Genomic DNA, 24,804 nt, shown 5'->3' on the forward strand with positions numbered 1-24,804 from the left:
GCTAGGAAACACTAGATATCTGGATTATTCTGGCGCAAAACAATTTCCCCTTTCTGGTTAATTGTTACCGGACTCACAAGATGACCGTTTTTATTTAAATTCCGCAGCAATCCCACAGTCCGAAAATACTGGTCAATTTCAGGTATTCCCTGTCTATTTAAATGTATGGGGATAATCTGACCCGCAACTAATTCACCTTGAGAATTTAGTTTCACTTCTAATATCATTGAGTATGCAGTTTGAGCCTTTGTTGATAAAGTCCGATATCCGATAAAATTACCCAAAGAATAAGCTATCAATTTACCTTTATACATTTCCATTGCTCTGGGAACATGAGGGCCATGTCCTAGCACTAAATCTGCTCCCGCATCTATAACGGTTCGTGCAAACTGGATAGAATTACCTCGGTTTTCTCCATAGAAAAACTCGGTTTTATTTCTGACATGGAGTGCTGCGGTTCCTTCGGCTCCAGCGTGCATAGATACAATGACAATATCAGCATTTTTTTTAGCTTCAGTTACCAATGCTTGGGCGGCTGTCAGATTTTGAATAGAATTATACATATTATAGGGAGCAAAGCCAATCATGGCGATCGCCATATTATTTGCTTCTAAATAAAGAATTTGATTTTTATGACCTAACGTCGCAATACCAACATTTTTCAGGTTGTTCATTGTATCTTGAAAACCCACCTGTCCAAAGTCGAGTGCATGGTTATTTGCTATATGGAAGACATTAAACCCCACATCAGCAAATAATTTTGCGTAACTGGGTGGAGAACGAAAAGCAAAAACTTGTCCCCGACTGATATCTTTAGAAGTATAGGGATGGTTAGTGAAAGTGCTTTCAAAGTTACCCAACAAGATATTAGATCCTTGTAAATAGTCTCTCACAGATTTTGGTAACAAAATATCTGGAGACTTAGGCAATCTATAATCAGGAAAGTTAGTTCCCGGAATAATATCCCCAACTGCTTTGATACTAACGGTATTTAAAACAATTTTTTCTGACTCTGGCGTTGGCGTTGGTTCTGGTTCTGCAACGAGAGATAACTCAGGTTCAGTGAATGAGGCTGTCGCACCTGATAATGGGAATTGTCCAAAGCGAATAAAAACTCCCATCCCAATACCTAGACAAAAGCAGCCACTAATAAAACCAAACGTCAGTAATTGCGACACTCTTTGACTCACCATTGTTAACTCCACACACAATGGCATTAGTCTAGCCTACATCTCAGTATTTACGTATATATCTAGTATTTATGGGAACAAATTTAACGAAACTAAAACCAAAAAATTAAATCATCAGGTTTAAAGCCAAATATATCTCTTGACTGATAACTGATAACTGATAACTGTTAAAACGGAGAGGGGGGGATTCGAACCCCCGTTGGGTTTCCCCAAAACGCATTTCGAGTGCGTCACCATCAACCACTCGGACACCTCTCCAATTATTTATTGAATTTAAGTAAATGCCATCAGACTTGCCGTACTTATCAGCGTTTCATTATTGATAGCCGATATTTTGTCCGTAAGTTTAGCAAACACCATAAACCATCATAGCATCCCCAAGGATTTCATAGTTAAGTTAAAACTAAATTATCTCGATGAATCACAGTTTCAGCACCTACATAGCCCAAAATTGTGAAAATTTCTTGAGAATGGCAGCCGCGAATCTTTTGCAGTTCGTCGCTGCTATAATTAACCAGACCTCTGGCAATTTCGGTTCCGTGATGGTCGCATAACTGTACTGCTTCTTGAGCGTCAAACTCTCCTGAAACTGATTTAATTCCAGCAGCTAATAAAGATTTTCCAGCCTGTGCGATCGCTGCGATCGCCCCTGTATCCAAGTATAATTTTCCCGCCGGGACTAAACCATAGGCTATCCAACGTTTCCGCGCCGAAGTTGGTTCCGGCTGTGGTTGAAAGTGAGTCCCCAGAAGTTCCCCTGCGATAATTTTCTCAATATTCTGCGGAAATCGTCCTTGAGTAATTACAGTACGCACTCCCGCAGCAATAGCAATTCTGGCGGCGGAAATTTTAGTTGACATCCCACCAGTACCCCATTGAGAACCTGGAGAAGTGGTTTGCACTTGTAATTGTGCCAATTCTTTGAGGTTACTTACCAAAGAGATAGGCTGTGCATCGGGTACAGAACGGGGATCAGCAGAATATAGCTTGTCTACATCGGTGAGGATAAATAACCAATCTGCTTCGACTAAACTCGCCACCAATGCCGAAAGGGTGTCATTATCGCCAAATTTCAGTTCATCAATTGCTACCGTATCATTTTCATTGACTACAGGAATTACACCCAGTCTCAGGAGTTCCCGAAAAGTGTTATAAGCATTGAGATAGCGGCTACGCTGCACCAAGTCGCTACGAGTCAGTAACACCTGAGCGATGGGCTGATTTAAGGTAGTGAATAAATCATCATATATCCGCATTAACCGACCCTGCCCCACTGCTGCTACTGCTTGTTTGAGAGCGATCGCTTTAGGGCGTTCAGTTAAGCCCAACCTAGCACAACCCACTCCCACCGCACCAGAGGACACTAAAATCACTCGATGCCCTTGCTGCCTTAAATGGCAAAGTGTTTCTGCTAAAGTGGCAATGGTGGAAAGTGCTAATTGTCCGGTTTCCGGTTGAGTAAGGCTAGAAGTGCCGATTTTGACAACAATTGTCTTGGTCATTAGTCATTAGTCATTAGTTATTAGTCATTAGTCATATCATGTTCGTTGGATGACTTATGAAACTTCGATACTTTGTCTCTTGTCTCCCCTCCTCGCTTGCCTACGGTGTACACACAAGTGATCTGATCCCCCTAAATCCCCCTAAACCCCTTCGGGGATGCGCCTTCGGCGTAGAAAAAGGGGGACTTTAAGAAATTTTCCCCCCTTCTCAAGGGGGGTTAGGGGGGATCGAAACGCTGTTAGGCAACTTGATAAGACTTGTGTGTACACGGTAGCCTCGCTTGCGGGGAGGGGCTGGGGGTGGGGTGTTAGATTGTGACTTACAGAACGTAAAAATTTGTAAAGCGCCGAGCCTTCTATAGGTGAAGGCCGACGCTCTACGAGTTTATTTTTATCTATTATGAACTAGGGTCTTTATTTGGCTGACCCCATATTATCAATAAATATAATCACAGATTTTTGGATTCTCTAAACATTTCTTAACCATTTCTTTAGATTTAGTTTAATAACCATTTCTTAAGTCTTGTGAATTTTTGTTTCTTTAGGAGTGATAGTCGCTCCCAATATTTCCGATAACCAAACTTCAAAATTGCGGATCGGATGCGATCGCAAGGCTGCATCGGGATGGATAATGGGATCTACTAAAACGGTGAACATTCCTAAACGATTACCCGCGATGACATCAGTAAACAAGCGATCGCCTACCATTCCCACTTGGTTTGCGGGTAGATTCATCGCTGTGAGTGCGGCTCTAATTTTCCGTCTGGATGGCTTGGCTGCACCTAAATAGTAGGGCAAATCGAGCGATCGCGCGATACCACCGATGCGGGATTCACTGAGATTATTACTTACCAAAAACAAATCTGTACAAATCCGAATTTGCTCTACCCATTGTTGTAATTCTGGTGAGGCTAGCCCCACTGTAAACGGGACTAGGGTGTCATCCACATCCAACACTAGACCCTTCAGCCCGTATTGTTGAATCATTTCAGGTGTCAGGTTTAATACAGAACCTTCTAAAATCAAGTCAGGCTGTAAGAGCTTGTTCCAGATCATGTGAATTTTTAATTTATTCGACTTCGTTAAAAAGTTGTTCTTCTAGCAGTGGTTGTACTTTTTTAAATTCCTCTGGGGAAAGTAATTCTGGTTTACCTGTGGTGGAAATTCGGGCAAAAAATAGCAGAGGATCGAGTGGAGTATAAACTGCATATTCTTGATCTGTATCATAGAAGCTAGCTAGTAGCTGCAACTGTTCAGGCTCCAAATCGGCCTCTTCATCTTCGATTTCTAAGGTGAAAAGTTCTGACTCTTCCACGGCTGGTAAATCACCCGCCACAGTTAGAGCATAAGCAGTATTTTTAACAATCAAATTTTGTTCAGCTAAGACGGCTTGAGCCGTGCCAAAAATTTGGTTAATGACATCATCATCATCTACCAAAACTGCCTCTTCTTCTTCCTCGTCACCTTGCCAAGCAAAAATTTCTATGGGTGAATCTACAGGAAGCAGTAAAACATATTCTTGTCCATCTACCGACAGCGAATGTTCTACGTAACATTCCAGGGTTCGCCCTGTGTCATCAGTCAGAGTGATGGAACCTGCATGAGCATGATCATTTTCTTCAGGAAATGGAGAGGGTAACATAGCCGAAATGTAAAATTTTATAAAATAAATATAGCCGTAGCCGTATCGATTAGGATAATGCTGATCGCTTAATTTCCTTAAATAAACTGAGGTTGCACTCAGTAATCAGCACTTTACTAAGCTTTCAGAATATCATGTAAAAAGGTATCAATACTCTAAGGCTAACACCGATTTAGGGAAGTTGGCTCGCCTGGTGTCCAGCCATTGTTGCAAAATTATCGCTGCTGCCTTCCGGTCAATTAAACCCTTGTGGCGTGATGGGGAGCGATTTTCAGCTATTAACAGTTGTTCTGCCTGAAAAGAAGTTAATCGCTCATCTACATATTCCACAGGCAAATTGAGTGCTTTTCCCAACTTTTTGCCAAACTTCTGCACTTGACGCGCCTGGAATCCGAGAGTCCCATCCATTGAGTAAGGTAAACCAATCACCAGGACTTGCACCTGACGCTCATTCACTAAGCTGCGGATTTGCTGCACATCTCGTTCAAAAGATGTCCGCTCAATAGTGGTCAGTCCTGTAGCAATTAAACCAGTACCATCGCACCCCGCTACACCCATCCGCTTGCGACCGAAATCTAAACCCAATGCCGAAATAAACGGACGTGTTTGTTCTTGGGGTGTCAAACTAGTTCTCCTGTGTTGTATCTGTTGTCTCAGAAATGGGCAATACTTCTAGACTCAAATTTTCACACTTGAAAGTCACAGGGTCTGATTTGGTTGGCGCTGGTCTGTCCGAAGTTGGTTGCTGCGTTTTTTGTATCCATGACATTCCACCTGGAATTGGTTTACGAGCTGGTTGTAAACCTTGCAATACCCCTGTCCATTGAATTCCTTCTAAGGAGACAAATTTAGACTCCCGGAGTTTATGCCAAACTGAACGAGACATCACTAGAGTATGTTCGATGCGTTCTGCTCCAATGCGCTCTAAATACTCTTCTCGCTCTGCTTGGTAGTCTGAGGATGCTAGTTGTAAGCCTTGGCGAGGGAAATCTTGGACAATACGCGCCAGTTGGGAAAGCAACTCTGGGTACAGCCACGTATAAGCGGGGTGAACTGTTAGCGTGGCGACATGAGGAGTTTTACCTTTGCGGTCTAGTTGGACTTGGAAATAGCCAATTGCGGCTTTACGTTGGGGTTCAAATACGTAGCCACTAACTACTTCGGTTTTAGTAACCCACTGCTTGACAGCATCAGTTAAAGCACCAAAGAAACTGGTTTTAAAGTCGCGCGTGTTGCGGTCAAAAACTTGGCGCACCAAAGGTGGCATTGATGCTGTATCTAACTGATAAAGTAATTGAGCATCGGCATTACTTACAGGGAGAAGGTTCGGTAAGTCTGGCTCTGCTTGTGCCAATTCAGCCAGTAATTCGGGTTTAATTTCCCAATAGGTCATTTCTGCTAGACGCTGAAACCCATTTTGGCGATACAGTGCCAGTGCGTCTTTATCGTTAATACTAACTTCTAATAGCCAAGTCCGAGCTTCCAAAATCGACTCAAAGCAATGGCGCAAAAGTTGTGAGCCAACTGCTTGCTTCTCCACAGATGGAGCCAGCATGACCCGATCAATCCGCCATGTACTACGCGTGCGGTTGAAAGGTGACACTTGAATCAGGCCTAAAAGCGATCGCCCTTGCTCTGCTACGTAGGCACAGAAACGATATTTGAGGGGGTTAGGAAACCAACTTAAAAATTTGAGGAATCCATACCAACGGCGTAACCATTGCATCTGGTTGATGGCTAGTTGCGCCTCTTTGGGAGTGAGACTTGCGAAGGAGTCTTGCGTTATTTGTTCAATTCCGTCCAGATCCCGGTATTGGGCTGGCCGGATGACAACGCTGAGGTTTCGAGGAAGTAATGAAGTCATTTTAATTCGAGCTGCCATTTAGCCTTAACTTACTGGGTCTGAGGAACTGTTGCAATAATCAACCAATTTTAACGGCTTTCCGCCCTTATTTTCTTGCTCCCAAAGGGTGATTTTTGTGACTAGATACTAAAATATGATAATTAAACAAACCAAAATAAAGCAGACCTGATGATCACAACCTTGGTGTTGAGCCAACAGTATCTGCTTCTATTTTATGAGAAATTTATAAAAATTTTTATCTTTTACAGCCCTTGGCGGGAAATTAGCTTTTCAAAGTTGGCTTGAGTTTGGTGAAGCAGTTGCTCTCGGCTATCTGCAACTGAAAATGCCTGTTTCAGGGTGGGAACCAGATTGCGGGCTTGTAGAGTCATGTGAAGTTGCAAGTGGGCAACATATTCGCTGAAGTCTTCATTTGTTACAGATGCGCCCGTTGAAATATTTGATTCCATTGCCACTGGGTTCTCCTTTCTTAGTTCTCGGTCTTCACATCATCAGAACTTATCACATTGTTTTGCTTTGCTTGGTGGATTCGCAATGAAGTTTAATGTTTTGTTGCATTTGTGATCTAATTTTAGCTGCGATCGCTCTTCTCCCTCTCTACTGCACCCAGATTCTTTAATGCCGATTTCTGTGCTGCGTCCATACCTGAGAAACTCAACACGGGAAGTTCCACCCCAAGAAATAACTTCAGCAACAAAATTACCATTACCCTTAGCTTTACCACAAACTACTCATCCGGAACCACTTAGAAGCACGACCACAAATATTTAACCTAGAATTGAGTTAAAAACCGTGGGTATAGAAATTATGACAAGTATCTACGCATCACCTAAAATCTAGGAGGGTGATTATGTTCAAGAAATTGGCACAAATTAAAATGCTTCTGAATTATAAAAACTCTGAGCCTTTAGGTGATTTTGCCATTCTCAAATCTGAGTTATTGGGTGCTAAAGTCTCGCCACAAGTAGCTGCTAAATTAAAAGCAGTAGAGGGATATCATCCCCCCATTAATTTGGATAAATTAAGCCAATATCCTCCAGGTTCCTTTGGACGAGAATATGCTGACCATATGCAAGCAAATCATCTGCAACCGTTCAATGTCAGTCCTGAGTTAGAGGATGTTGCTAAATCTAATGTATTTGCTTTGCGATATGCGGTTACTCACGATATTTTTCATGTTTTACTTGGATTTGATACCAGCTATGCTGGAGAAATCGGGGTTTTGGCTTTTGCCGTTGAGCAAAACTATAGCAAATTACTAAAAATTGGTTTATGGATAGCTAAATTACTCTATCCTATTCTTGCCCCTCAACAAATTCAAGCAATTTTTACTAATATGAACAAAGGTAGATACTTGGGTGAAAATGCTGAATTTCTCCTGGGATATCAGTTTGAAGAGCATTGGACAGAATCAATTGCTGAAATAAGAAAATGCTTATCCATACCGCCAATCGAAAGTTTGCAGAATTGTACAATTACGGCAATTTGTAGTTGAGTATATCTATCAAAAAAAACCGGAGTCAAACATGATTACAATACCAGATAATTCTTCAGATAAAACTATTGCCAAACTACCACCAAAAAGTGGGGGAAATAAATTTCTCCAAACAATTAACGTAATCCTTAACCCCGTATCTTCTTTAGAAAAATCTCAAAAACGATATGGAGATATTTATTTAGCGGATTTTAGTAGCTTACCCTCGCAGATAGTTTTGAGTAATGTGCAAGCCATTGAGGCACTTTTTACAGCCGATGCTAAAATCCTGGAATCAGGTTCAGGAAGCGCAATTGTGGAACCGCTTATAGGACCTAATTCTTTAATATTACTTGATGGCGATCGCCACTTACAACAGCGTAAACTTTTAATGCCTCCCTTCCACGGTGAGCGGATGCGGGCTTACGGTCAAATAATCCGTGATATTACTCAGCAAGTTACTAATCAGTGGACTGTAGGAGGGAATTTTGTCGCTCGTTCTAGTATGCAAGATATTTCCTTGCAAGTGATTTTACGTGCTGTTTTTGGATTAAAAGAAGGAGAACGTTACCAACAAATCAAGGAAGTCTTAACACAGATGTTGGATACTTTTAATTCTCCTTTGAGTGCTGTTTTTTTATTCTTCAAATCATTACAGCGCGACTTAGGTGCTTGGAGTCCTTGGGGAAAATTTATCCGGCGCAGACAGCAGTTAAATGAATTGATTTACCAAGAAATTCGGGAACGTCGTCATCATCCTGAATCTCAGGGTGATGATATCCTCAGTTTGTTATTATCTGCACGAGATGAGAATGGGGAAGAAATGACTGATGTGGAGTTACGCGATGAGTTAATGACTATGTTATTTGCTGGTCATGAAACTACAGCGATCGCTCTAGCTTGGGCTTTATATTGGATTCATTATATCCCAGAAGTGCGAGAAAAATTGCTGCAAGAACTCAATTCTATTGATGTGGCGAATGCAGATCCCAGCGTCATTACTCAACTACCATATTTGAATGCTGTCTGTTCTGAAACCCTGCGAATTTACCCAGTTGTTTTCTTTAGTTTGCCGCGTATTCTCAAAGCACCTATGCAATTCATGGGTTACGATTTACCAAAAGGGACGATGCTATCTGTATGTACTTATTTGACTCACCATCGTCCCGATATTTACCCAGAATCTAAGCGTTTTCGACCAGAACGTTTTTTAGAACGGCAATTTTCTCCTTATGAATTTTTACCTTTTGGGGGTGGAAATCGTCGCTGTATTGGTTCGGCATTTGCTTTATTTGAAATGAAATTAGTTTTGGCAACAATCCTCTCAAATTACTCCTTAGAATTGCTGGATACAGTTCCCCTTAAACCTGTGCGCCGGGGGATAGCATTTGCACCCAATGGCGGCGTAAATTTAAAGGTAAAAGATAAATTTTCCAGATAGAAACCCCAGTTTGCTTCGTTGGGTTACGCTGCGCTTAACCCAACCTACTTTTAGACTGTGAAAACACGCCCTATTCCCTTCCGAATTACGAATTACGTTAGCGTAGCTCTCCCGAAGGGAGCATTACGAACTACGAATTATTCCTTACCATTTTTCTGCCCAATAGACAATTTCTGAGGTTGAACTATCAATAGCTACACCGTAACTATGTCCATGATTCCATTTGAAACCGGGTGTACCTTTGTCCTTGACATCTAATACTAATATTTCATAAGTGGGGGGAAATGATTCTTGAGAAATATCACTGGTGTAAAAAAACGTTGTCGGCACACCATTGTGTAAATTAACGTGGTCGTTGGTATTACCACCTTTATACTGATACTTAGCGATGTTTTTATATTGTGAAAGTAGTTCTTGGATTTTTTCTGGTGACTGCTTTAGCCGGACTTGAAAAAAACTCTCTTTTGTTGCTAGTCCATCAGAATAGGCAACACGGACGTTTTCAGCCCCACTAGGTAGATCGTGAGGAAAATGTTGAATATAGTCGTTATTAGTCCAGAGTTGTTGACGAATTTCTTGATAGCGAGATGTATCAGTGATGACTTGAACTTTGCTACTATTGCTAACAGTCTTTTTGAGAAAAAAACTTCCCCCAACAATGCCAAAACTACCTAGGGAAAGTAAAGCTATCATGGCTATTTTGACAAGATGCGATCGCTTCATTGAGTTGGGTACATCTAAATTTCATAGTCATCTACCCAACTACTAAACGCCGCTAACCGATTTATTGAGCAAAACTTTGCATAATCCGCGCAAACTACAAGGCAATTGTCAAATTATTGTAAAGATATGAAATACTGGACAAATAAGTTGCCCAATCCCTGCTCACTGCATATCGCGGAAGTGTAGTTCCGTGAAAATATCTAAAAAATAGATAATAATTACGTAATAAATATCAAACCCATCTAGTAGTTTTCAAGGTATTATTTTTAGTAGATTAACGACTTTTAAATGGAGAGAACGATCTGGCTGAGTGGGCTAGGTCGCTTTTTTCTGGTTGATTGTTTTGTTGGGGCTACTAACTGAAAATAGATCCGGCAATCATTCCCGCCAGTAAAATAAAACCAATCCAGACATTTTGGCGAAACATTTCACCATAGACAGAATTGGGTAAGTCTTGCTTTCTTAACTGTAAACACTGGCAAATCCAGCCAATAGTAGCAATTACTAAGCTAACCCAAAATGTCAAGTTTAAGTTAATCAATATACCTAACCAAGCTAGTAAAATAACCGTACTAGCAAAGAAAATGCCAATAGCTAGAGGGGCGTAATTGCCAAAAAATAAAGCACTGGAATTCACACCAATGCGTTGATCATCTTCGCGATCGCTCATAGCATAAACGGTATCAAATCCCAATGTCCAGAGAATTGTTGCACCCCACAATAGCCAAGTGGGTTGAGAAAGGTTTTGTGTGACTGCACTCCAGCTAATCAACACAGCAAAACCCCAAGCAATGGAAAGTATTAGCTGCGGTACGGGAAATACTCGCTTTGCACCAGGATAAAGCACAATCACTGGTACAGCAGCCACAGATAACCAGAAACTTAAGGAGTTAAGATATAAAGCGAGTGCTGCTGCACATACTAAGGAAACAATAGCGACCGCAATACCGACTTTGATAGACAGGGCGCGAGAAGCTAGAGGGCGATCGCGTGTTCTCTCTACTTCCGGGTCAATGTTCCGATCCCACAAATCGTTAACTACACAACCAGCCGCACTTGTAGCCAGAGTCCCTAAAACAATTACGCCTACTAAAGGTAAAGGTGGTTTTCCAGAGGCTGCTAAAAATACAGCCCAAAGGGCAGGAATCATTAAAATTAACCGTCCTTCTGGTTTATGCCACCGCAAAAGCCGGATAATAGTCAGCCAGACTGGTTCCTGTTTGAGTTCTTGAGGATTCAGCATAGAAATCAAGTAATAACTTTAGATAGATGAATTCACACATCTTTACATCTATAGAATAACGTTATTTGATATTTGTAATAGTGCCACCTTTAACTGGCATCCTCAGTTACAAAACTTAAAAAGTTGTCCTGATAGTTGTGATACAAGTTAGTATTATTACTCAGAAGTCAGTATTTTTTCAGTGATGCGCTGAATGTATCGGTAGTAAGTAACTATTCTGAGATTACTAATCTTTGCACTAGTCAGACTAAGAATATATTTATTGAGCATCCACAAAAGTGCTAAACATCCCGATAGACCACCTTTTTATGAGAGAACACTAGATGCTGAATTTAGTTTCAGCTAGCTGGGAAAGTGTTAGCACTCAACCAGTTAAGCAAAACAGGATTATTGCTGCTATTGACATGGGAACTAATTCCCTACACATGGTAGTGGTAAAGATTGACCCGACCTTACCATCGTTTCGGATTATTGCCAAAGAAAAAGAAACAGTCAGACTGGGTAATCGTGACATCGCCACTGGAGAACTGAAACCAGAAATCATTGACAAGGCGATTACCGCCCTCAGACGCTTTCAAGAAGTTGCCAAAATGGCCAATGCTGAAACCATCATCGCTGTAGCAACTAGCGCCGTGCGAGAAGCCCCTAATGGTAAAGATTTTCTGCATAGAGTAGAAGAGGAGTTAGGTTTAAGCGTTGACTTAATTTCTGGTCAAGAAGAAGCCCGACGCATCTATTTAGGTGTACTGTCGGGAATGGAATTTGACAACCAACCCCATATCGTAGTTGATATTGGTGGTGGTTCCACAGAGTTAATTTTAGGCGATAGTCAAGAAGCCCGCAGTCTCACTAGTACAAAAGTTGGCGCAGTTAGACTTACTAGCGAGTTCATCACCACTGACCCCATCAGCGATGCTGAGTTTCAGTATTTGCAAGCCTACACACGGGGAATGTTAGAACGTTCTGTGGAGGATGTGCTAGCAAATATCCAGCCGGGGGAATCTCCTCGTTTAGTGGGAACCTCCGGTACAATTGAAACCTTGGCGATGATTCATGCACGGGAAAACTTAGATACTGTTCCTTCAACTCTGAATGGTTACGAGTTTAGCTTGAAGGACTTGGAGAATTGGGTCTATCGCTTGCGTAAAATGACTAATTCGGAGATTTCTAATATACCTGGTATGCCAGAGAAGCGCTCAGAAGTGATCTTGGCTGGGGCTGTGGTCTTACAGGAAGCCATGAGTTTGTTAGGTGTGGAGTCAGTGACAGTGTGCGGGCGCGCCCTGCGGGAAGGTGTAATTGTGGACTGGATGTTAGCCCACGGTTTGATTGAAGATCGACTGCGCTATCAAGGTTCAGTGCGTGAACGCAGTGTGTTGAAACAGGCTGATAAATATCATCTCAATTTAGAACATAGCGATCGCGTGGCCTTATTTGCTTTGAGTTTATTTGACCAAACCCAAGGGAAATTACATAACTGGGGAGTCAACGAACGACAACTGCTATGGGCGGCGGCGATATTACATAATTGTGGGCATTATATTAGCCATTCGTCTCATCACAAGCATTCCTACTATCTAGTTCGTAATAGTGAATTACTTGGCTACACCGAAACCGAGATTGAAATCATTGCTAATTTAGCCCGTTATCACCGCAAGTCACAGCCCAAGAAAAAACATGAAAATTACCGGAATTTGCTGAGTAAACAACACCGCCAAATAGTCAGCCAGTTGAGTGCGCTGTTAAGATTGGCAGTGGCATTAGATAGACGACAAATTGGGGCGATCGCTCGCGTAGAATGTGAATACAATCCTGATAGCCAGGAATTTAAAATGTTAATTTTTCCCTCTAAACCTGATGATGATTGTGCGTTAGAACTTTGGAGTTTAGATTATAAAAAACCAGTGTTTGAAGATGAATTTAAAGCCAAACTGGGGGTTCAGTTAAAACAGTCTCCTTTTGCCAGAATATAGCTTAAACAAGACTTTTTGGTGCGTTAACCAAGTATAACGCACCTACTATATAGCAATTCCCATTCAAGTGAGGTACAAGCAGTAATAATTAAACGCAGATGGACGCAGACAAACGCAGATAATTGTGTACTTGATTAGACTAAGAAATGCTATATAGCGGTTTTCATAAGAGTCAGAACAGTGTTGATAGCTCAAAGTCTTAAAGTAACTCGCTTTATACCCCTCACTCAGCACTCAGCACTCAGCACTTATTAATCATGGCTGGTGTAGTCCCTGTAATTTCAATTCTGCTTCACTGATTTGCTTTTGGATCAGATAAAGTCTCGCCTCGGCTATTTGCTTTTGTACTTCTAATAATTCAGTTTCTTTATTAATACGATTCATTCTAATTTTATGTGAATTAGTACGTCCTGGTTGAAAAACTAACCCCATATAAACAGTGAGATTATTAGCATCAAGAGTATTCATTCCCACTGACATATTTAAACCAAAGTCATTCTCTGTATTCACTGGAGTAGTAATGGGATGATCTAATGGACGAATGGCGGGAACATTCAACTCAGTAATATTCTCGGCATTATTTTGGTTTGGAGTTTGAAAAACATTATTAAAATTTCCATCGACTGTAGAATCACTGTTAGTAGTTTGTTGTGAAAAAGCTGGTTGATTTACCAGTGTTTCAGCGATAAAGAAATTTAAAATGGCAGTAGGCAATAAAATCGTTAATTTTCGTAACATGATTTGTTTACATTTACTAGTCTGACAAGAGGATAGCTAATCAAATTTTTCTACCGACCTATATTAAGGAAAGTAGGTTATTTTTTTTGTAAATTAGATTACTGATATCGTAGTTTTAGATCATTTGTGGACTTTTTTGCTTAATTTGCCAATTTATTCTATTTAATAATTACACATAAAAATAAAAAATATTCATTTTCATCAATTAAGACATTATTCGTTTACTCAACATAAACAATTAAGGTATTTTCGATATTACCATTACCTGTATTTTCCTGGGTAACTTGTGTATTGACTCCAATTAGTTCCACCTTAAAAGCAGATGTAATTGGAGTATAATTCCCGCTAATATCTATAGTATTTTTACCTTTATTCAAAAGAGGCGAAAGATTAATCTGAGTGCTATTATCTGTAAGATTGGTAATTATCATCCCATTAAGTTTAATATTTCCTGTCAACTGGCTATTGTGTCTAGAAATACTAATTTTTAGTAAATAGCTTTCCTTGAGTTCATCACTACTTAAATTAATAATTGTTGTTTGTGTTGTTACATTTAGTTGAGTTGGATCAGCTAAAGCCCAATTTTGTACTCCGATATACATACTTATAGCTAGAACACCCGAATAGCAAATTGCCGTTAATATTTGCTTAAAATTCATATTTATTTTCACCTATTCTTTTTTATATTATAGGAATCCGGTTTGATTTATGAAAAAAATCAAGTATTGGATTGACAAGCCTAAAATAGTGCATTAAACGTAGCGCAACCCAACGCTACCAATAATGTTGGGTTTGGTTACGTCAACCCAACCTACAATATTTATGAAATACACGTAGGGTGTGTTGTAGAGGAGAGTACGGCAGCAAGACTTGGAAGACGGTGCGTTAGGCTAAAGCCATAACACACCCTACATATACTTATATTTTTTCAATAATCAAATCGGATTCCTATAGTAGTCCTATATATGTTTTACAAAATAAAATCGTAGGGGTTTAGCAATAGTAAACCCTTACTGAATAAAGATTTAATGTACTAATTTTTAGGGATGAAAATTTTTTGGTGTTTTGACATTAACGGGAACAACTATATTACTTTTAATAGTCCTTCCATTCACACCAGTACTATTACGCCCATTATTCCTAATTTCGTGACGCACCTCTTGATGCTGTCTAACCCGCCCATTATTACTAGTATTTACTTGTACTGCTGTAGAAGAACTGGTATTTCCTGTACAGGATTTTGGACTATGCATTTCCACATTAGAAGTTTGTCTTGCTGGTGTGTTAGATATATTCAACTGAACACCAACATGGGACATAACGCATTGTGCTAATACAGGTCTAGTGGCAATAGCAGTAACTGTTAAACAAATCCCAACAGATAAGAAACTCAGATATAAATCTTTATGTTTCATCTAAATTGCTCCCCCATATTCTGACGTTAATAACAAGACACAGAAACTTTACTACTTTGAGTGCTGTGTCTACTATTTCTAGTAACTTGTGTCGTTTCTTGTCTAACAACACTACCTGATTTTCTACAGGTATTTCTCCAGAAAATGTTGGAATGATTAAGCGGGCGAGTTCTATTTATGTAGCTTCTTCTGGAAGGAACAGTTAGCTTTGTATTTTCAGTGTCTACGTGAATATTTCCGTGGGAATCTTGATTAATTCTCACACTCCCTGCTTGCATATCTATTTCACTTGCTTGAGTACCAATAGGTAGAAATAAACTTACAAAAATTAGAAGTGCAGCAAACTTGTAAATATGCATGGGAAATCCCCATCAAGTTAACGTAAAAGTCTAGGGTAAAGTTACGCTATACGTATCGGCTTTACCCTATTAATTTTAGCAGTCAAATTTCAATTAAACTAACTCTTTAGACATCATTAAATAACTCTTAGTGTCTTCTTTGAGGATGACTTATAACCCCGCGTGGTGAAGCTCCCCGCCCTTGATTAATTTGTTGGTTGTTTTGAGAAGCGCTATTGCCACAGAAATTATTATTGCCAAAGGTATCACACTCTTGACCAATGACTTGACCGTTGGCACTATTACCACGACCGCCATTTTTGCGGATATTTAGATGATTTTGTTGAGCATTATTGACACTGGTGTTGTGTTCGCCAGTGGTAACACTCCGCTGATTGATGATTTGAGCGTTATCAACATGGCCTTGCCCTTGTTGAGGATGCCTCTGTTGAGGTCGAGCATTAGCAGGAGTAGAAGCAAGAGCGATCGCACTTACAGTCAGTATACCGATGATAAATTTATTCATGGAAAACTCTACAGTTTTGAATGGTTAATCTACCCACAAGCTCTGATGAGCTTTAAGCAGTTGGGTTCGCTAGCCTCGTGTCTCAGCTATCAATAACCATAAGAGCATTGTCAGCATTGATCTGCTTACTAAGCACAAAACCTGCTCCGATTTTTGTTCAAATATATACATTTTGATTAAATTTGATAATTTATCTAAAAATGTCATCTGTCGTAGGGAAGAATTTAGCTTAATACTAACTATTATTGAGAGTATGAGCGTATTTTCTTTCCTTTTCACCAATACCCTTAGTAAACACAAAAGTACATAATTCGGTAGAATTGGGTAAACTAATTTTTGCATTTGTTAAACAAAGGCATCAGCAAACCCATGCAACTGAAACTCAGTGCATCTAAATTTCCCTTCGCTCCTTTACTGTTAATCGCCCCGTTTTTCCTGTGGGGAACGGCAATGGTGGCGATGAAAGGAGTCATACCCCACACGACACCCCTATTTATGGCAGGTATGCGATTGCTACCAGCTGGGGTGTTAATTTTGATTGCAGCAGTATTGATGGATAAACCCCAGCCCAAGGGTTGGTCAGCCTGGCTGTGGATTATTTTATTTGCCTTGATAGATGGGGCCTTATTTCAAGGTTTTTTGGCAGAAGGTTTAGTCAGAACTAGTGCAGGGCTAGGATCTGTGATGATTGACTCTCAACCTTTAGCGGTGGCTTTGTTGTCGTTGTGGCTATTCCAAGAACATATTGGTTTCTGGGGTTGGCTGGGATTAGGCCTGGGAGTGATCGGCATTAGTTTAATTGGCTTACCTGATGAGTGGATTTTTCAGTTTTTTGATGCCAACGTCAATGCGACTATGGGTAATTGGCAAGATTTGTTTGCTAGTGGTGAATGGTTAATGCTGTTAGCCGCCCTCTCAATGGCTGTGGGAACAGTCATGATTCGGTTTGTCTGTAGATATGCCGATCCGGTAACGGCTACGGGATGGCACATGATTTTGGGTGGATTACCATTGTGGGGAATTTCCTCTGTCAGAGAATCTCAACAGTGGCAGAATCTGGTAACATCCGAATGGATTGCTTTGGGTTATGCCACAATTTTTGGCAGTGCGATCGCCTATGGATTATTCTTTTATTTTGCTTCTAGCGGTAGTCTCACCAGTCTTAGTTCTCTGACCTTTTTAACTCCCGTTTTTGCCCTATTATTTGGCTATATCTTTCTTTCTGAAGTTCTCAGTCCCTTGCAGTGGGTGGGAGTAGGTATGACGTTAATCAGCATCTATTTGATTAACCAGCGTGATAACTTGGCGCAAAAGAATCAAACAGTGAGTGTGGAAGAAAAAACTACACAGCAAACACCTGCATTAGAAGCATCAGTTCAGAAATAAATGAGCAAGTCTCATGTTTTTTCTGTTGAGTTCAATAACTTTAATCACAATTTCCGACTAAAACTGAAAATATGAGGCGATGTTTTTCCTCAATTCTGATTTTTACCTGTTTTACTTGCTGGGGTTTTTTACCACATCGTGCAAGTATTGCGGCTGATAACATAACATTAAAAACTGCCCAAACAAGTTCTACAAACCCTGTCCAGGCTGTGATCGAACCTGGTGGTCAAGGAACTTATGTTCAGGTAATGCAAATTCAATTAAAGGAATTAGGTTTATACAATGGTGTGATCGATGGAATATATGGACCAAATACGCAAAATGCTGTGCGTGAGTTTCAGAAAAGCCAAAATTTAGCCAAAACAGATGGTGTTGTTGATCTGGAAACTAGACGTAGTTTGCAAACAGCTTGGACAAAAATTAATCCATTGGCCGTTACCGCCCCTTGTACTTCACCCACTGTCCCAGAAACAGAACAACAAGCGCAATCAAGCCAACGAGGACTAATTTGGTGGTCACTATTGGGTTTGGGAATTCTCGGCAGTATTGGCGCACTTTTGTTCCTGGTGAAATGGTTTCGTCAGATTAAAGATCAGCCAGAATCTACAACTACGGCATTCAAAGCTTTGAGTCCTGGTAAAGAAGATTTGGTTAACCAAGCGTTACCAGAATTAGAACAAGTATCAGAACCGCAGGAGAATCATGTATCTATCATCAGTCCACAAACAGATACAGCATCAATTAGCACCACAGTAATACCATTGGAAATGATTCCGCATCTGAATAAACTCAGTATTTCTGAAAAATTGATTCATGACTTACGTGGAAGCGATCGCACCAAGCGATGCAAGGCTATTTGGGGTTTGGGTCAGCAAGGCGACTCTCGCGCAATTCAGCCCCTGGTAGACTTGATGATTCATGTCGATTCTCAACAACGTAGTTTAATTTTGGCTGCTTTAGCAGAAATTAACTCTCGCGCACTCACACCAATGAACCGGGCTTTGGCAATTTCATTACAAGATGAAAGTCCACAAGTACGACAAAATGCTATCCGTGACCTGAGTCGCGTTTATGACATGATGATTCAAATGACCCAAATGTTAGTCCACGCACTGGAAGACCCGGATATAGATGTACAAACCACGGCAAAGTATGCTCTCACTCAGATCGATAAAATCCGGGTTTTAACTAATCAACAAAGTTTGCTTGGAGATCATCACCAAGAAGCTTGATCAAGAACTCATAAATATTTCAATTTAATTTGGATCACTGTATTTGGGCCTGCTAACAGAAAAGCAGCATCCCGGAATGGAGGAGGACTGGTACGAACTTCTGGGTTTCTAGAAAATCCAAAGCCTTCGATGGGCATACCGAGGTTATTACGATTCAGGATTTGGTCTTGATTTTGATCATGGATCACGGCTACAGCATAGTTCCCAGCTTGTAAGTTAGTAAAAGTAACGTTTAAAGAAGTGTCTGTAATCTGGGTACACTGCCTTTTGAGGACGCGATCGCTATTGCTGGGAAATCCTCGACTACTACCAAAGATGCTCACACAAACCTGTCCTTCCGTATTTCTCAATCCATCAATTTTCACATTCAGATTTCCCTTAAAATTCGCCCTAGCACTCAATGTCCCAGCCAAATTTCCCATAACTGCTAGTAGGATCACACTCAGTCCCAATTTTTTAAACATAAGATTTTTGACTTTTGACTTTTAATTTTTGACTTCCGTACAGCGCAGTATAAATAGAAAAACCATAAGAAATCAATGAAAAGCCGATAGAGTCGTATTTTTGACTTTTGACCCCTCGACTTTGCTCAGGGTAGACTTTTAACTTTTGACTTCCGCGCCAGCGCTGTTAGTCCTTTGCTATTGGTATTTTAATAATAAACTCAGTGCCTTGTCCAAGGGTAGATACACAGTGTAGTTGCCCACCATGTTTTTCCACCACAATTTGATAACTAATAGATAGCCCCAAGCCAGTTCCTTTACCGACGGGTTTAGTCGTAAAGAATGGATCAAACAATCGATTTTTTACTTTCTCTGGTATACCAGTTCCATTGTCAATAATCTGAATTTCTATGCAGTTACCGCCAATAACTTGAGTGCAAATTTTAATGACTGGGTTTTCAGTTTTTTTACTATTGGCTATTGACTCTTCTAAAGCATCTATAGCATTATTCAAAATGTTCATAAATACCTGATTTAGTAGCCCAGGATAGCACTCCACTAAAGGAATATCTCCGTATTCTTTGATTAGAGTAATGCCTTCGCTAGTTTTATAATTTTTGAAGCGACTTTGTAAAATAACCAGTGTACTATCAAGACCTTCATGGATATCAACTGTTTTTTTATCAGCTTCATCAAGGCGGGAAAAATTTTTTAACGAGCGCACGATCTGCTTGATGCGATCGCACCCAATATCCATAGAATTAAGGAGATTAGGAAGGTCTGCTGTTAAAAACTCCAGATCAATTTGATTAATTTCAGTTTCAATTTCTGCCTTTGGATCAGGATAATGCTGTCGGTACAGGCTGATTAGGTTGAGTAGTTTCTGACTGTAATCGATAGCATGAACCAGATTACCATCAATAAAACTAACTGGGTTGTTGATTTCGTGGGCAACACCAGCAACTAATTGACCTAAGGCAGCCATTTTATCATGTTGTAGTAGTCTAGTATAATTGTGCTGAAGATCATGAAATCCTGCCTTGGCTGCTTTTGATTGTTCCTCTACACGCTGTAACTGAGCCAATGTTAAGGCATGAATTTGTGAGTTAGCTAATAGTAACTGATGGAAATCAAGTAACCCATAACTGCCAGATGCATCAACCACTATAATTGGCTCATAAACCATGTCTGGCTGTCGCTTCAATGCTGTTTGAATCGCTTCCACAATTGGTATATTCCCCATTAGTATAAATAGCTCTGGACTGAGAAATTTATAGAGATGTTGAATAGGTCTCTTAGAAAAAAGCCCAAAACTAAAGGGGCGGCTCATGTGTTCAAAAAATCTCGGTCGCGAAATCATCCCCACATGGGAATTATTTTTAGTCAAAATAATTCCGGGAAGCAGAGGTTCTTGCTCAAAAATCTTAGTCAGTTCATTTACTGGGCATTCTAGCTCAATCTGAATTTTCCACAGGGGTAACTCTTGTAAAGTTGACTCTAATCGCAGATTTAGCTCATTGGCATTTGTCATGCTACGCATAGCCAGCATAATCGAAATCCTTTGCCCTTTAGGTAACATTGTTTGACTCTTCAAGCAGAACAACCATTCTCATCGTTGTCCAGCAAATTACTACTTCTAGCAATATTGCCATACCCAGTATTCCCAAACTAAGTTTACAAATTAATATATTTAGTAATTTTCTCGTCTCAATCTTACCAATTTGGGATATAAAAGTCCTGGGAAAAGGTTCTCGAATCAAACTTATCCTAATTTGGTCTAAAATGCCAATTGATTCATCAATAAATTATATCTATTCCGGCTAATAAGATACTAAATCATCAAAAAAGTCAAGTATATATTATACTAACAGAAAATTTATATTAGTTATGAGTTATGGTTTGTATTTCTCACACCTAACGATTAATTTTTATCTTGGTCTGTTTGTACTTTTGAATCCTAGTAAATTATTTATGCAAGCGAAGATATTACCCCCACCCCTGCAACCTGGCGACTTATTAAGAGTAATTGCTCCTAGTGGGGCGTTGCGAGAATTTGAAGCATTTGAACGGAGTGTGGAAATTTGGCGATCGCGCGGTTATAAAGTCGAGATTATGCCAAAGTTAGCTGATAAATGGGGATATTTAGCCGAAAAAGATGAATTTCGTCGCCAACAGTTAACCACAGCCTGGTCAGATCCAGATTGTCGCGGTATTCTCTGCACCAGGGGCGGATTTGGTAGCACCCGCATTTTAGAAAACTGGACTTGGGATCTAAATTCAGCACCCCCGAAATGGCTGATTGGATTTTCTGACATTACAGCTTTGTTATGGAGTCTTTATACAGCAGGTATTTGTAGTGTTCATGCTCCTGTTTTAACGACTCTAGCAGATGAAACAGATTGGTCAATTGAGCGATTATTCAATTTTTTAGAAGGTCGCCCTATTCCTCCTCTGGTGGGTTGTGGTTGGGGCGGTGGAATTGCCACGGGTCTTTTACTTCCAGGTAATCTCACGGTGGCAACTCATCTTTTAGCTACATCAATAGTACCACATTTGGATAATATTATTTTGGCATGGGAGGATGTGACAGAAGCCCCTTATCGCATTGACCGAATGCTGACGCAGTGGCGTTTAAGTGGTGTTTTATCAAAAGTTAGTGGTATTGCTTTGGGTAGCTTTACTCAATGCGAACCACCGCCAAATGTGCCTAGCTTCAGTGTGGAAGAAGTCCTACGCGATCGCTTGGGTGATTTAGGCATTCCCATTGTATCAGATTTACCATTTGGTCACGGCAATCCTAATGCAGCTTTACCAGTTGGTGTATTAGCAACATTAGACGCAGATCAGGGGATTTTGAGTTGTAGGGGCGGGTTGAATAATATGCTCGTTAATAGTCAATGATATCTGATTTGTAGGGGCGGGTTTACTAATATGCTCGTTAATAGTCAATGATATCTGAGAACCCGCCCCTACTCGTTAACTCAACTGGGCGACGAGTTGATTTTCTAGAAGCGTGTCATTGGTTAACAAGTCCTCAACTGTGATGCGTAGAAAACGTTGTTCGTCCACTTGAAACAATATTTTAATGCGATCGCTTCCCGGAAATCCCGGCGGTGACAGTTCGGCGATGGTTCTCGCACCGGCTTGATCATTCAGGGGTTTCACAGTGGTTACGCCTGATTCTCGGCGACGAGTAATTAGGCGATCGCCATCAAAATAAACTTCGGTACTAGCGGTTTCATCTCCCAACTCCCCAATAATTAATTCAATGCTGGGTTGATTTACTAAAGATGCGCCTAAAACTAATTCCACTGGTTCACTCATCGGGTAAGCCTGTCCAGTTTTAATAATGGAATGCCAATTGTGGCGCTGGTTGCGGCGATCCCAATAGCGGATACCGTAGCTATGATAGAGAAAATCTTTGATTTCCATGCCTTGGGCTAACTGTAACGCACCTTGAGCGATCGCTTCAAAAGGACGTTCACAGCGAATTTTTTCCGGCTGAAAATACTGTTTTACCCATGTCTGCACTGCGGGTAATTGCACAGTCCCACCCACTAACAACACAGCGTTAATATCTGCAACTTCTATCCCCTGTCGTCGTGCTTGCTGTAATAGACTCGTCATCGACTCATCTAATTGGGTAAAAAATCCCTGTTCTTTGAGGATATTGTCTAAATCTTCGCGGTTGAGTGACAATTCATAGCTTTCAAAATTCTCATCATCAAAATAAACTTCACTAGCTTGGTTTTGGGTTGATAGCTGAATTTTTACCCGTTCAGCTAATCTTGTCGTTAAGGGTGTCACCGCTAGTCCTTGAGTTTTAGCAAAGTAATCTACTAACCAAGCATCAATATCAGTACCGCCGAGATTCTGCCCTGCTTTGGCTAGTACACGGGCTGTTCTGGGTTTTTGGCGAGAATTTTCACCCAAAGATTTATTCCCCCATTTGAGGAGAAATCCCACAGGATTTTTATTCTGCACACTTTGGTCTAAGCGTACCAGAGATAAGTCCAAAGTACCACCGCCAAAGTCAATCACTAAGAGAATTTCTTGGTCTGCTAAACCATAACCCAAAGCGGCGGCTGTGGGTTCATCTATCATCTGTACTCTTTCCACCGGGAGAGCTTGGCAAACTTTGCTTAACCAGTGGCGATAAGCTTCAAAGCTGTCTACGGGTACTGTTAATATGAGAGAGTCTAAACCTCCTTGCATAGGTGCTAGTTTTGCAATTACTTCAGTCAGAAATAATTGCCCTACTTGCTCAAAGGTGATATTCTCGCCATCTATTTCTGGTAAGAAACCTTGAATATCGGCACCAATTCCCCGTTTGAAGCTGCGGAAAAATCGCGTGTCGTTCTTGAGGTCAAAACCGCGATCGCGTACTTCTTGCCCTACTAAAACTTTACCCTGTGTTGCCTCTTCTATATACACTAGGCTGGGAATTAGTGGGGGGTTGAGGCTTTGCTGAATTGATAAACCCGGTATAGTCAGGGTTTCGGGCTGCTGGGTGACGGGGTTCCAACGAGCAATGACTGTGTTACTTGTACCAAAATCGATAGCTATACCCATATTCGTCTAATTATCTCACGCATTAGCGAAGCGAAGTACGAAGTACGTTAGGCGCAAAGGCGCAAAGTGTTTTTTAAGATCATTGTCCCATAAGCCACCAAGAGCGCAAATGTGCGATCGCTTCTTCTTTGTGTTTGGCTTCGACTTCTATCCAGGGGGCTTCATAATAAACTTGGGGCATAGCGGTGATTAAGTTACTATGCTTTCTGTCGTTAAAAGCGGTTTCACCATTGGAAATGTGAACTAATTGCCAATCTGGGTTATCCCAAGTTTCTCGTGCTGCGTAAAACATAGCGGCTACACTAGGATGATCGTAACTATCTAATTTTTCATGACAAATTTGGTGATGAGCATCGAATACCATTGGTATACCTGTCTGCTCACACACTGCTAAAATTTCTTCAGAACTATAAGCGTATTCATCGTTTTCTAGAGTTAAACGATTTTTAATTGTGTCTGGTAATTCTGAGATTACCTTAATCAGTTCGGCTGGGCGTTGAGATTTCCCACCGTGAATATTCATCAATGACCAAGGTGAACGAGGTAAGCCTAACAAGTCAAATGTCCGGGCGTGTCGTTCTAAAATTTTGATACTTGTTTTGACGATTTCGGGAGAATCAGAACTCAGCACTACATATTGGTCTGGGTGCAACACCATTCTAATATCTAATGCTTGCGCCTTTTGACCAATTTTACTTAAATCCGCGCTCATTTCCTCTAATATATTCGCGCCGATATCGTCTTCCATATCACTCAAGGGAAATAAAGCCGAAGTCATGCGATACAGCCGAATATTATTTTGATGACAAAAAGACAATGCTGTATCTAAGCGCTGCAAATTATCTTGATAGAGTTCTCTTAAAACAGTTTCGCGTTCTTTGAGAGAGAGTTTTAAGTAACGCGTGCGTGTCATAGCCCGAAAGCGCACCTGCTTAGATACAGTAATACAAACCAGCCCTAAATATGGTGGAGATGGTTTTTGTGCTTGTTCTAGATGCGGTTTATTTTGAAATTGGATTGCAGTCATTAAATGAAATTAATAAATAATTACTGTAGGTTGGGTTGACGTAAGGAAACCCAACATTTCCAAGATAGCTAATAT

Annotated in this window: 24 protein-coding genes and 1 tRNA gene; 6 read left to right on the top strand and 19 right to left on the bottom strand. The window is 40.6% G+C overall.

Going from position 1 to position 24,804, the window contains the following annotated elements; all coding sequences use genetic code 11:
- Positions 1–11: 11 nt before the first annotated feature.
- The 9 genes from ACM0OW_RS19695 to ACM0OW_RS19735 form a co-directional block, all read right to left on the bottom strand.
- Positions 12–1,193, bottom strand: coding sequence for a CapA family protein (locus ACM0OW_RS19695; protein WP_414551839.1), 1,182 nt, complete (start codon positions 1,191–1,193; stop codon positions 12–14).
- Positions 1,194–1,363: 170 nt separating this feature from the next.
- Positions 1,364–1,448, bottom strand: a tRNA-Ser gene (locus ACM0OW_RS19700).
- 134 nt (positions 1,449–1,582) lie between these two features.
- Entirely contained in the window at positions 1,583–2,692 is a 1,110-nt protein-coding gene (gene proB, locus ACM0OW_RS19705; RefSeq protein ID WP_414551840.1) for a glutamate 5-kinase, read from the bottom strand.
- A 516-nt stretch (positions 2,693–3,208) separates the two neighbouring features.
- Positions 3,209–3,748, bottom strand: a complete 540-nt coding sequence (locus ACM0OW_RS19710; protein ID WP_414551841.1) for a YqeG family HAD IIIA-type phosphatase — start codon at positions 3,746–3,748, stop codon at positions 3,209–3,211.
- Positions 3,749–3,761: 13 nt separating this feature from the next.
- Positions 3,762–4,334, bottom strand: a complete 573-nt coding sequence (locus ACM0OW_RS19715) for a DUF3727 domain-containing protein (RefSeq protein WP_414551842.1) — start codon at positions 4,332–4,334, stop codon at positions 3,762–3,764.
- A gap of 147 nt (positions 4,335–4,481) precedes the next feature.
- Complete coding sequence (gene ruvX, locus ACM0OW_RS19720) at positions 4,482–4,958, bottom strand: Holliday junction resolvase RuvX (protein WP_414551843.1); 477 nt, start codon at positions 4,956–4,958, stop codon at positions 4,482–4,484.
- 1 nt (position 4,959) lies between these two features.
- Complete coding sequence (locus tag ACM0OW_RS19725; RefSeq protein ID WP_414551844.1) at positions 4,960–6,216, bottom strand: N-acetyltransferase family protein; 1,257 nt, start codon at positions 6,214–6,216, stop codon at positions 4,960–4,962.
- Between the two features lie 224 nt (positions 6,217–6,440).
- Entirely contained in the window at positions 6,441–6,647 is a 207-nt protein-coding gene (locus tag ACM0OW_RS19730) for a hypothetical protein (protein ID WP_414551845.1), read from the bottom strand.
- Between the two features lie 122 nt (positions 6,648–6,769).
- Positions 6,770–6,904 (bottom strand): hypothetical protein, encoded by a 135-nt coding sequence (locus ACM0OW_RS19735; protein WP_414551846.1) that lies wholly within the window; start codon positions 6,902–6,904, stop codon positions 6,770–6,772.
- Between the two features lie 144 nt (positions 6,905–7,048).
- On the opposite strand from ACM0OW_RS19735, the gene ACM0OW_RS19740 reads away from it, so the two are divergent.
- Together ACM0OW_RS19740 and ACM0OW_RS19745 are read left to right on the top strand one after the other, a co-directional pair.
- Positions 7,049–7,693 (top strand): Coq4 family protein, encoded by a 645-nt coding sequence (locus tag ACM0OW_RS19740; protein WP_414551847.1) that lies wholly within the window; start codon positions 7,049–7,051, stop codon positions 7,691–7,693.
- 31 nt (positions 7,694–7,724) lie between these two features.
- Positions 7,725–9,113 carry a cytochrome P450 gene (locus tag ACM0OW_RS19745; RefSeq protein WP_414551848.1) on the top strand — a complete coding sequence of 463 codons (1,389 nt, stop codon included), beginning with the start codon at positions 7,725–7,727 and terminating at the stop codon, positions 9,111–9,113.
- 144 nt (positions 9,114–9,257) lie between these two features.
- On the opposite strand, the gene ACM0OW_RS19750 is transcribed toward ACM0OW_RS19745, so the two are convergent.
- Complete coding sequence (locus ACM0OW_RS19750) at positions 9,258–9,836, bottom strand: hypothetical protein (RefSeq protein WP_414551849.1); 579 nt, start codon at positions 9,834–9,836, stop codon at positions 9,258–9,260.
- Between the two features lie 355 nt (positions 9,837–10,191).
- On the bottom strand, positions 10,192–11,079 hold the full coding sequence (locus ACM0OW_RS19755) for a 4-hydroxybenzoate solanesyltransferase (RefSeq protein WP_414551850.1): 888 nt from the start codon (positions 11,077–11,079) through the stop codon (positions 10,192–10,194).
- A 323-nt stretch (positions 11,080–11,402) separates the two neighbouring features.
- Between ACM0OW_RS19755 and ACM0OW_RS19760 the strand changes: the two genes are divergently transcribed.
- Positions 11,403–13,052: a Ppx/GppA phosphatase family protein gene (locus tag ACM0OW_RS19760; protein WP_414551851.1), complete on the top strand. Its 1,650-nt coding sequence runs from the start codon at positions 11,403–11,405 to the stop codon at positions 13,050–13,052.
- Positions 13,053–13,307: 255 nt separating this feature from the next.
- Here the strand turns inward: ACM0OW_RS19760 and ACM0OW_RS19765 are convergent, their stop codons facing one another.
- The 4 genes from ACM0OW_RS19765 to ACM0OW_RS19780 all read right to left on the bottom strand — a co-directional run bounded on the left by ACM0OW_RS19765 (position 13,308) and on the right by ACM0OW_RS19780 (position 16,069).
- On the bottom strand, positions 13,308–13,790 hold the full coding sequence (locus tag ACM0OW_RS19765; RefSeq protein ID WP_414551852.1) for a hypothetical protein: 483 nt from the start codon (positions 13,788–13,790) through the stop codon (positions 13,308–13,310).
- A 221-nt stretch (positions 13,791–14,011) separates the two neighbouring features.
- Positions 14,012–14,449, bottom strand: coding sequence for a hypothetical protein (locus ACM0OW_RS19770; RefSeq protein ID WP_414551853.1), 438 nt, complete (start codon positions 14,447–14,449; stop codon positions 14,012–14,014).
- A gap of 381 nt (positions 14,450–14,830) precedes the next feature.
- Positions 14,831–15,205: a hypothetical protein gene (locus ACM0OW_RS19775; RefSeq protein ID WP_414551854.1), complete on the bottom strand. Its 375-nt coding sequence runs from the start codon at positions 15,203–15,205 to the stop codon at positions 14,831–14,833.
- A 486-nt stretch (positions 15,206–15,691) separates the two neighbouring features.
- Positions 15,692–16,069, bottom strand: coding sequence for a hypothetical protein (locus tag ACM0OW_RS19780; protein WP_414551855.1), 378 nt, complete (start codon positions 16,067–16,069; stop codon positions 15,692–15,694).
- Positions 16,070–16,438: 369 nt separating this feature from the next.
- Between ACM0OW_RS19780 and ACM0OW_RS19785 the strand changes: the two genes are divergently transcribed.
- Positions 16,439–17,455, top strand: coding sequence for a DMT family transporter (locus ACM0OW_RS19785; RefSeq protein WP_414551856.1), 1,017 nt, complete (start codon positions 16,439–16,441; stop codon positions 17,453–17,455).
- 71 nt (positions 17,456–17,526) lie between these two features.
- A complete protein-coding gene (locus ACM0OW_RS19790) occupies positions 17,527–18,687 on the top strand; it encodes a peptidoglycan-binding protein (protein WP_414551857.1) in 1,161 nt (386 codons plus the stop codon).
- A gap of 8 nt (positions 18,688–18,695) precedes the next feature.
- Here the strand turns inward: ACM0OW_RS19790 and ACM0OW_RS19795 are convergent, their stop codons facing one another.
- Together ACM0OW_RS19795 and ACM0OW_RS19800 are read right to left on the bottom strand one after the other, a co-directional pair.
- Positions 18,696–19,151, bottom strand: a complete 456-nt coding sequence (locus ACM0OW_RS19795) for a DUF2141 domain-containing protein (protein WP_414551858.1) — start codon at positions 19,149–19,151, stop codon at positions 18,696–18,698.
- Positions 19,152–19,317: 166 nt separating this feature from the next.
- Positions 19,318–20,679, bottom strand: coding sequence for a sensor histidine kinase (locus ACM0OW_RS19800; RefSeq protein WP_414551859.1), 1,362 nt, complete (start codon positions 20,677–20,679; stop codon positions 19,318–19,320).
- Between the two features lie 422 nt (positions 20,680–21,101).
- On the opposite strand from ACM0OW_RS19800, the gene ACM0OW_RS19805 reads away from it, so the two are divergent.
- Positions 21,102–22,031: a S66 peptidase family protein gene (locus ACM0OW_RS19805; RefSeq protein WP_414551860.1), complete on the top strand. Its 930-nt coding sequence runs from the start codon at positions 21,102–21,104 to the stop codon at positions 22,029–22,031.
- 75 nt (positions 22,032–22,106) lie between these two features.
- Here ACM0OW_RS19805 and ACM0OW_RS19810 read toward each other — a convergent pair whose 3' ends face one another.
- Entirely contained in the window at positions 22,107–23,702 is a 1,596-nt protein-coding gene (locus tag ACM0OW_RS19810; protein WP_414551861.1) for an Hsp70 family protein, read from the bottom strand.
- Positions 23,703–23,781: 79 nt separating this feature from the next.
- The gene (uvsE, locus tag ACM0OW_RS19815) at positions 23,782–24,729 is read right to left on the bottom strand and encodes a UV DNA damage repair endonuclease UvsE (RefSeq protein WP_414551862.1); all 948 of its coding nucleotides are present in this window, start codon (positions 24,727–24,729) and stop codon (positions 23,782–23,784) included.
- Positions 24,730–24,804: the final 75 nt, after the last annotated feature.

The organism is Anabaena sp. CCY 0017 (genome assembly GCF_963920885.1).
Classification (GTDB): Bacteria; Cyanobacteriota; Cyanobacteriia; order Cyanobacteriales; family Nostocaceae; genus Nodularia.

What these genes read in the sequence shown, in the direction of transcription:
- ACM0OW_RS19695 (WP_414551839.1), bottom strand. Translation starts at nt 1,193, where the DNA reads ATGGTGAGTCAAAGAGTGTCGCAATTACTGACGTTTGGTTTTATTAGT.
- proB (WP_414551840.1), bottom strand. Translation starts at nt 2,692, where the DNA reads ATGACCAAGACAATTGTTGTCAAAATCGGCACTTCTAGCCTTACTCAA.
- ACM0OW_RS19710 (WP_414551841.1), bottom strand. Translation starts at nt 3,748, where the DNA reads ATGATCTGGAACAAGCTCTTACAGCCTGACTTGATTTTAGAAGGTTCT.
- ACM0OW_RS19715 (WP_414551842.1), bottom strand. Translation starts at nt 4,334, where the DNA reads ATGTTACCCTCTCCATTTCCTGAAGAAAATGATCATGCTCATGCAGGT.
- ACM0OW_RS19725 (WP_414551844.1), bottom strand. Translation starts at nt 6,216, where the DNA reads ATGGCAGCTCGAATTAAAATGACTTCATTACTTCCTCGAAACCTCAGC.
- ACM0OW_RS19730 (WP_414551845.1), bottom strand. Translation starts at nt 6,647, where the DNA reads ATGGAATCAAATATTTCAACGGGCGCATCTGTAACAAATGAAGACTTC.
- ACM0OW_RS19735 (WP_414551846.1), bottom strand. Translation starts at nt 6,904, where the DNA reads ATGGTAATTTTGTTGCTGAAGTTATTTCTTGGGGTGGAACTTCCCGTG.
- ACM0OW_RS19740 (WP_414551847.1), top strand. Translation starts at nt 7,049, where the DNA reads ATGTTCAAGAAATTGGCACAAATTAAAATGCTTCTGAATTATAAAAAC.
- ACM0OW_RS19745 (WP_414551848.1), top strand. Translation starts at nt 7,725, where the DNA reads ATGATTACAATACCAGATAATTCTTCAGATAAAACTATTGCCAAACTA.
- ACM0OW_RS19750 (WP_414551849.1), bottom strand. Translation starts at nt 9,836, where the DNA reads ATGAAGCGATCGCATCTTGTCAAAATAGCCATGATAGCTTTACTTTCC.
- ACM0OW_RS19755 (WP_414551850.1), bottom strand. Translation starts at nt 11,079, where the DNA reads ATGCTGAATCCTCAAGAACTCAAACAGGAACCAGTCTGGCTGACTATT.
- ACM0OW_RS19760 (WP_414551851.1), top strand. Translation starts at nt 11,403, where the DNA reads ATGCTGAATTTAGTTTCAGCTAGCTGGGAAAGTGTTAGCACTCAACCA.
- ACM0OW_RS19765 (WP_414551852.1), bottom strand. Translation starts at nt 13,790, where the DNA reads ATGTTACGAAAATTAACGATTTTATTGCCTACTGCCATTTTAAATTTC.
- ACM0OW_RS19770 (WP_414551853.1), bottom strand. Translation starts at nt 14,449, where the DNA reads ATGAATTTTAAGCAAATATTAACGGCAATTTGCTATTCGGGTGTTCTA.
- ACM0OW_RS19775 (WP_414551854.1), bottom strand. Translation starts at nt 15,205, where the DNA reads ATGAAACATAAAGATTTATATCTGAGTTTCTTATCTGTTGGGATTTGT.
- ACM0OW_RS19780 (WP_414551855.1), bottom strand. Translation starts at nt 16,069, where the DNA reads ATGAATAAATTTATCATCGGTATACTGACTGTAAGTGCGATCGCTCTT.
- ACM0OW_RS19785 (WP_414551856.1), top strand. Translation starts at nt 16,439, where the DNA reads ATGCAACTGAAACTCAGTGCATCTAAATTTCCCTTCGCTCCTTTACTG.
- ACM0OW_RS19790 (WP_414551857.1), top strand. Translation starts at nt 17,527, where the DNA reads ATGAGGCGATGTTTTTCCTCAATTCTGATTTTTACCTGTTTTACTTGC.
- ACM0OW_RS19795 (WP_414551858.1), bottom strand. Translation starts at nt 19,151, where the DNA reads ATGTTTAAAAAATTGGGACTGAGTGTGATCCTACTAGCAGTTATGGGA.
- ACM0OW_RS19800 (WP_414551859.1), bottom strand. Translation starts at nt 20,679, where the DNA reads ATGCTGGCTATGCGTAGCATGACAAATGCCAATGAGCTAAATCTGCGA.
- ACM0OW_RS19805 (WP_414551860.1), top strand. Translation starts at nt 21,102, where the DNA reads ATGCAAGCGAAGATATTACCCCCACCCCTGCAACCTGGCGACTTATTA.
- ACM0OW_RS19810 (WP_414551861.1), bottom strand. Translation starts at nt 23,702, where the DNA reads ATGGGTATAGCTATCGATTTTGGTACAAGTAACACAGTCATTGCTCGT.
- uvsE (WP_414551862.1), bottom strand. Translation starts at nt 24,729, where the DNA reads ATGACTGCAATCCAATTTCAAAATAAACCGCATCTAGAACAAGCACAA.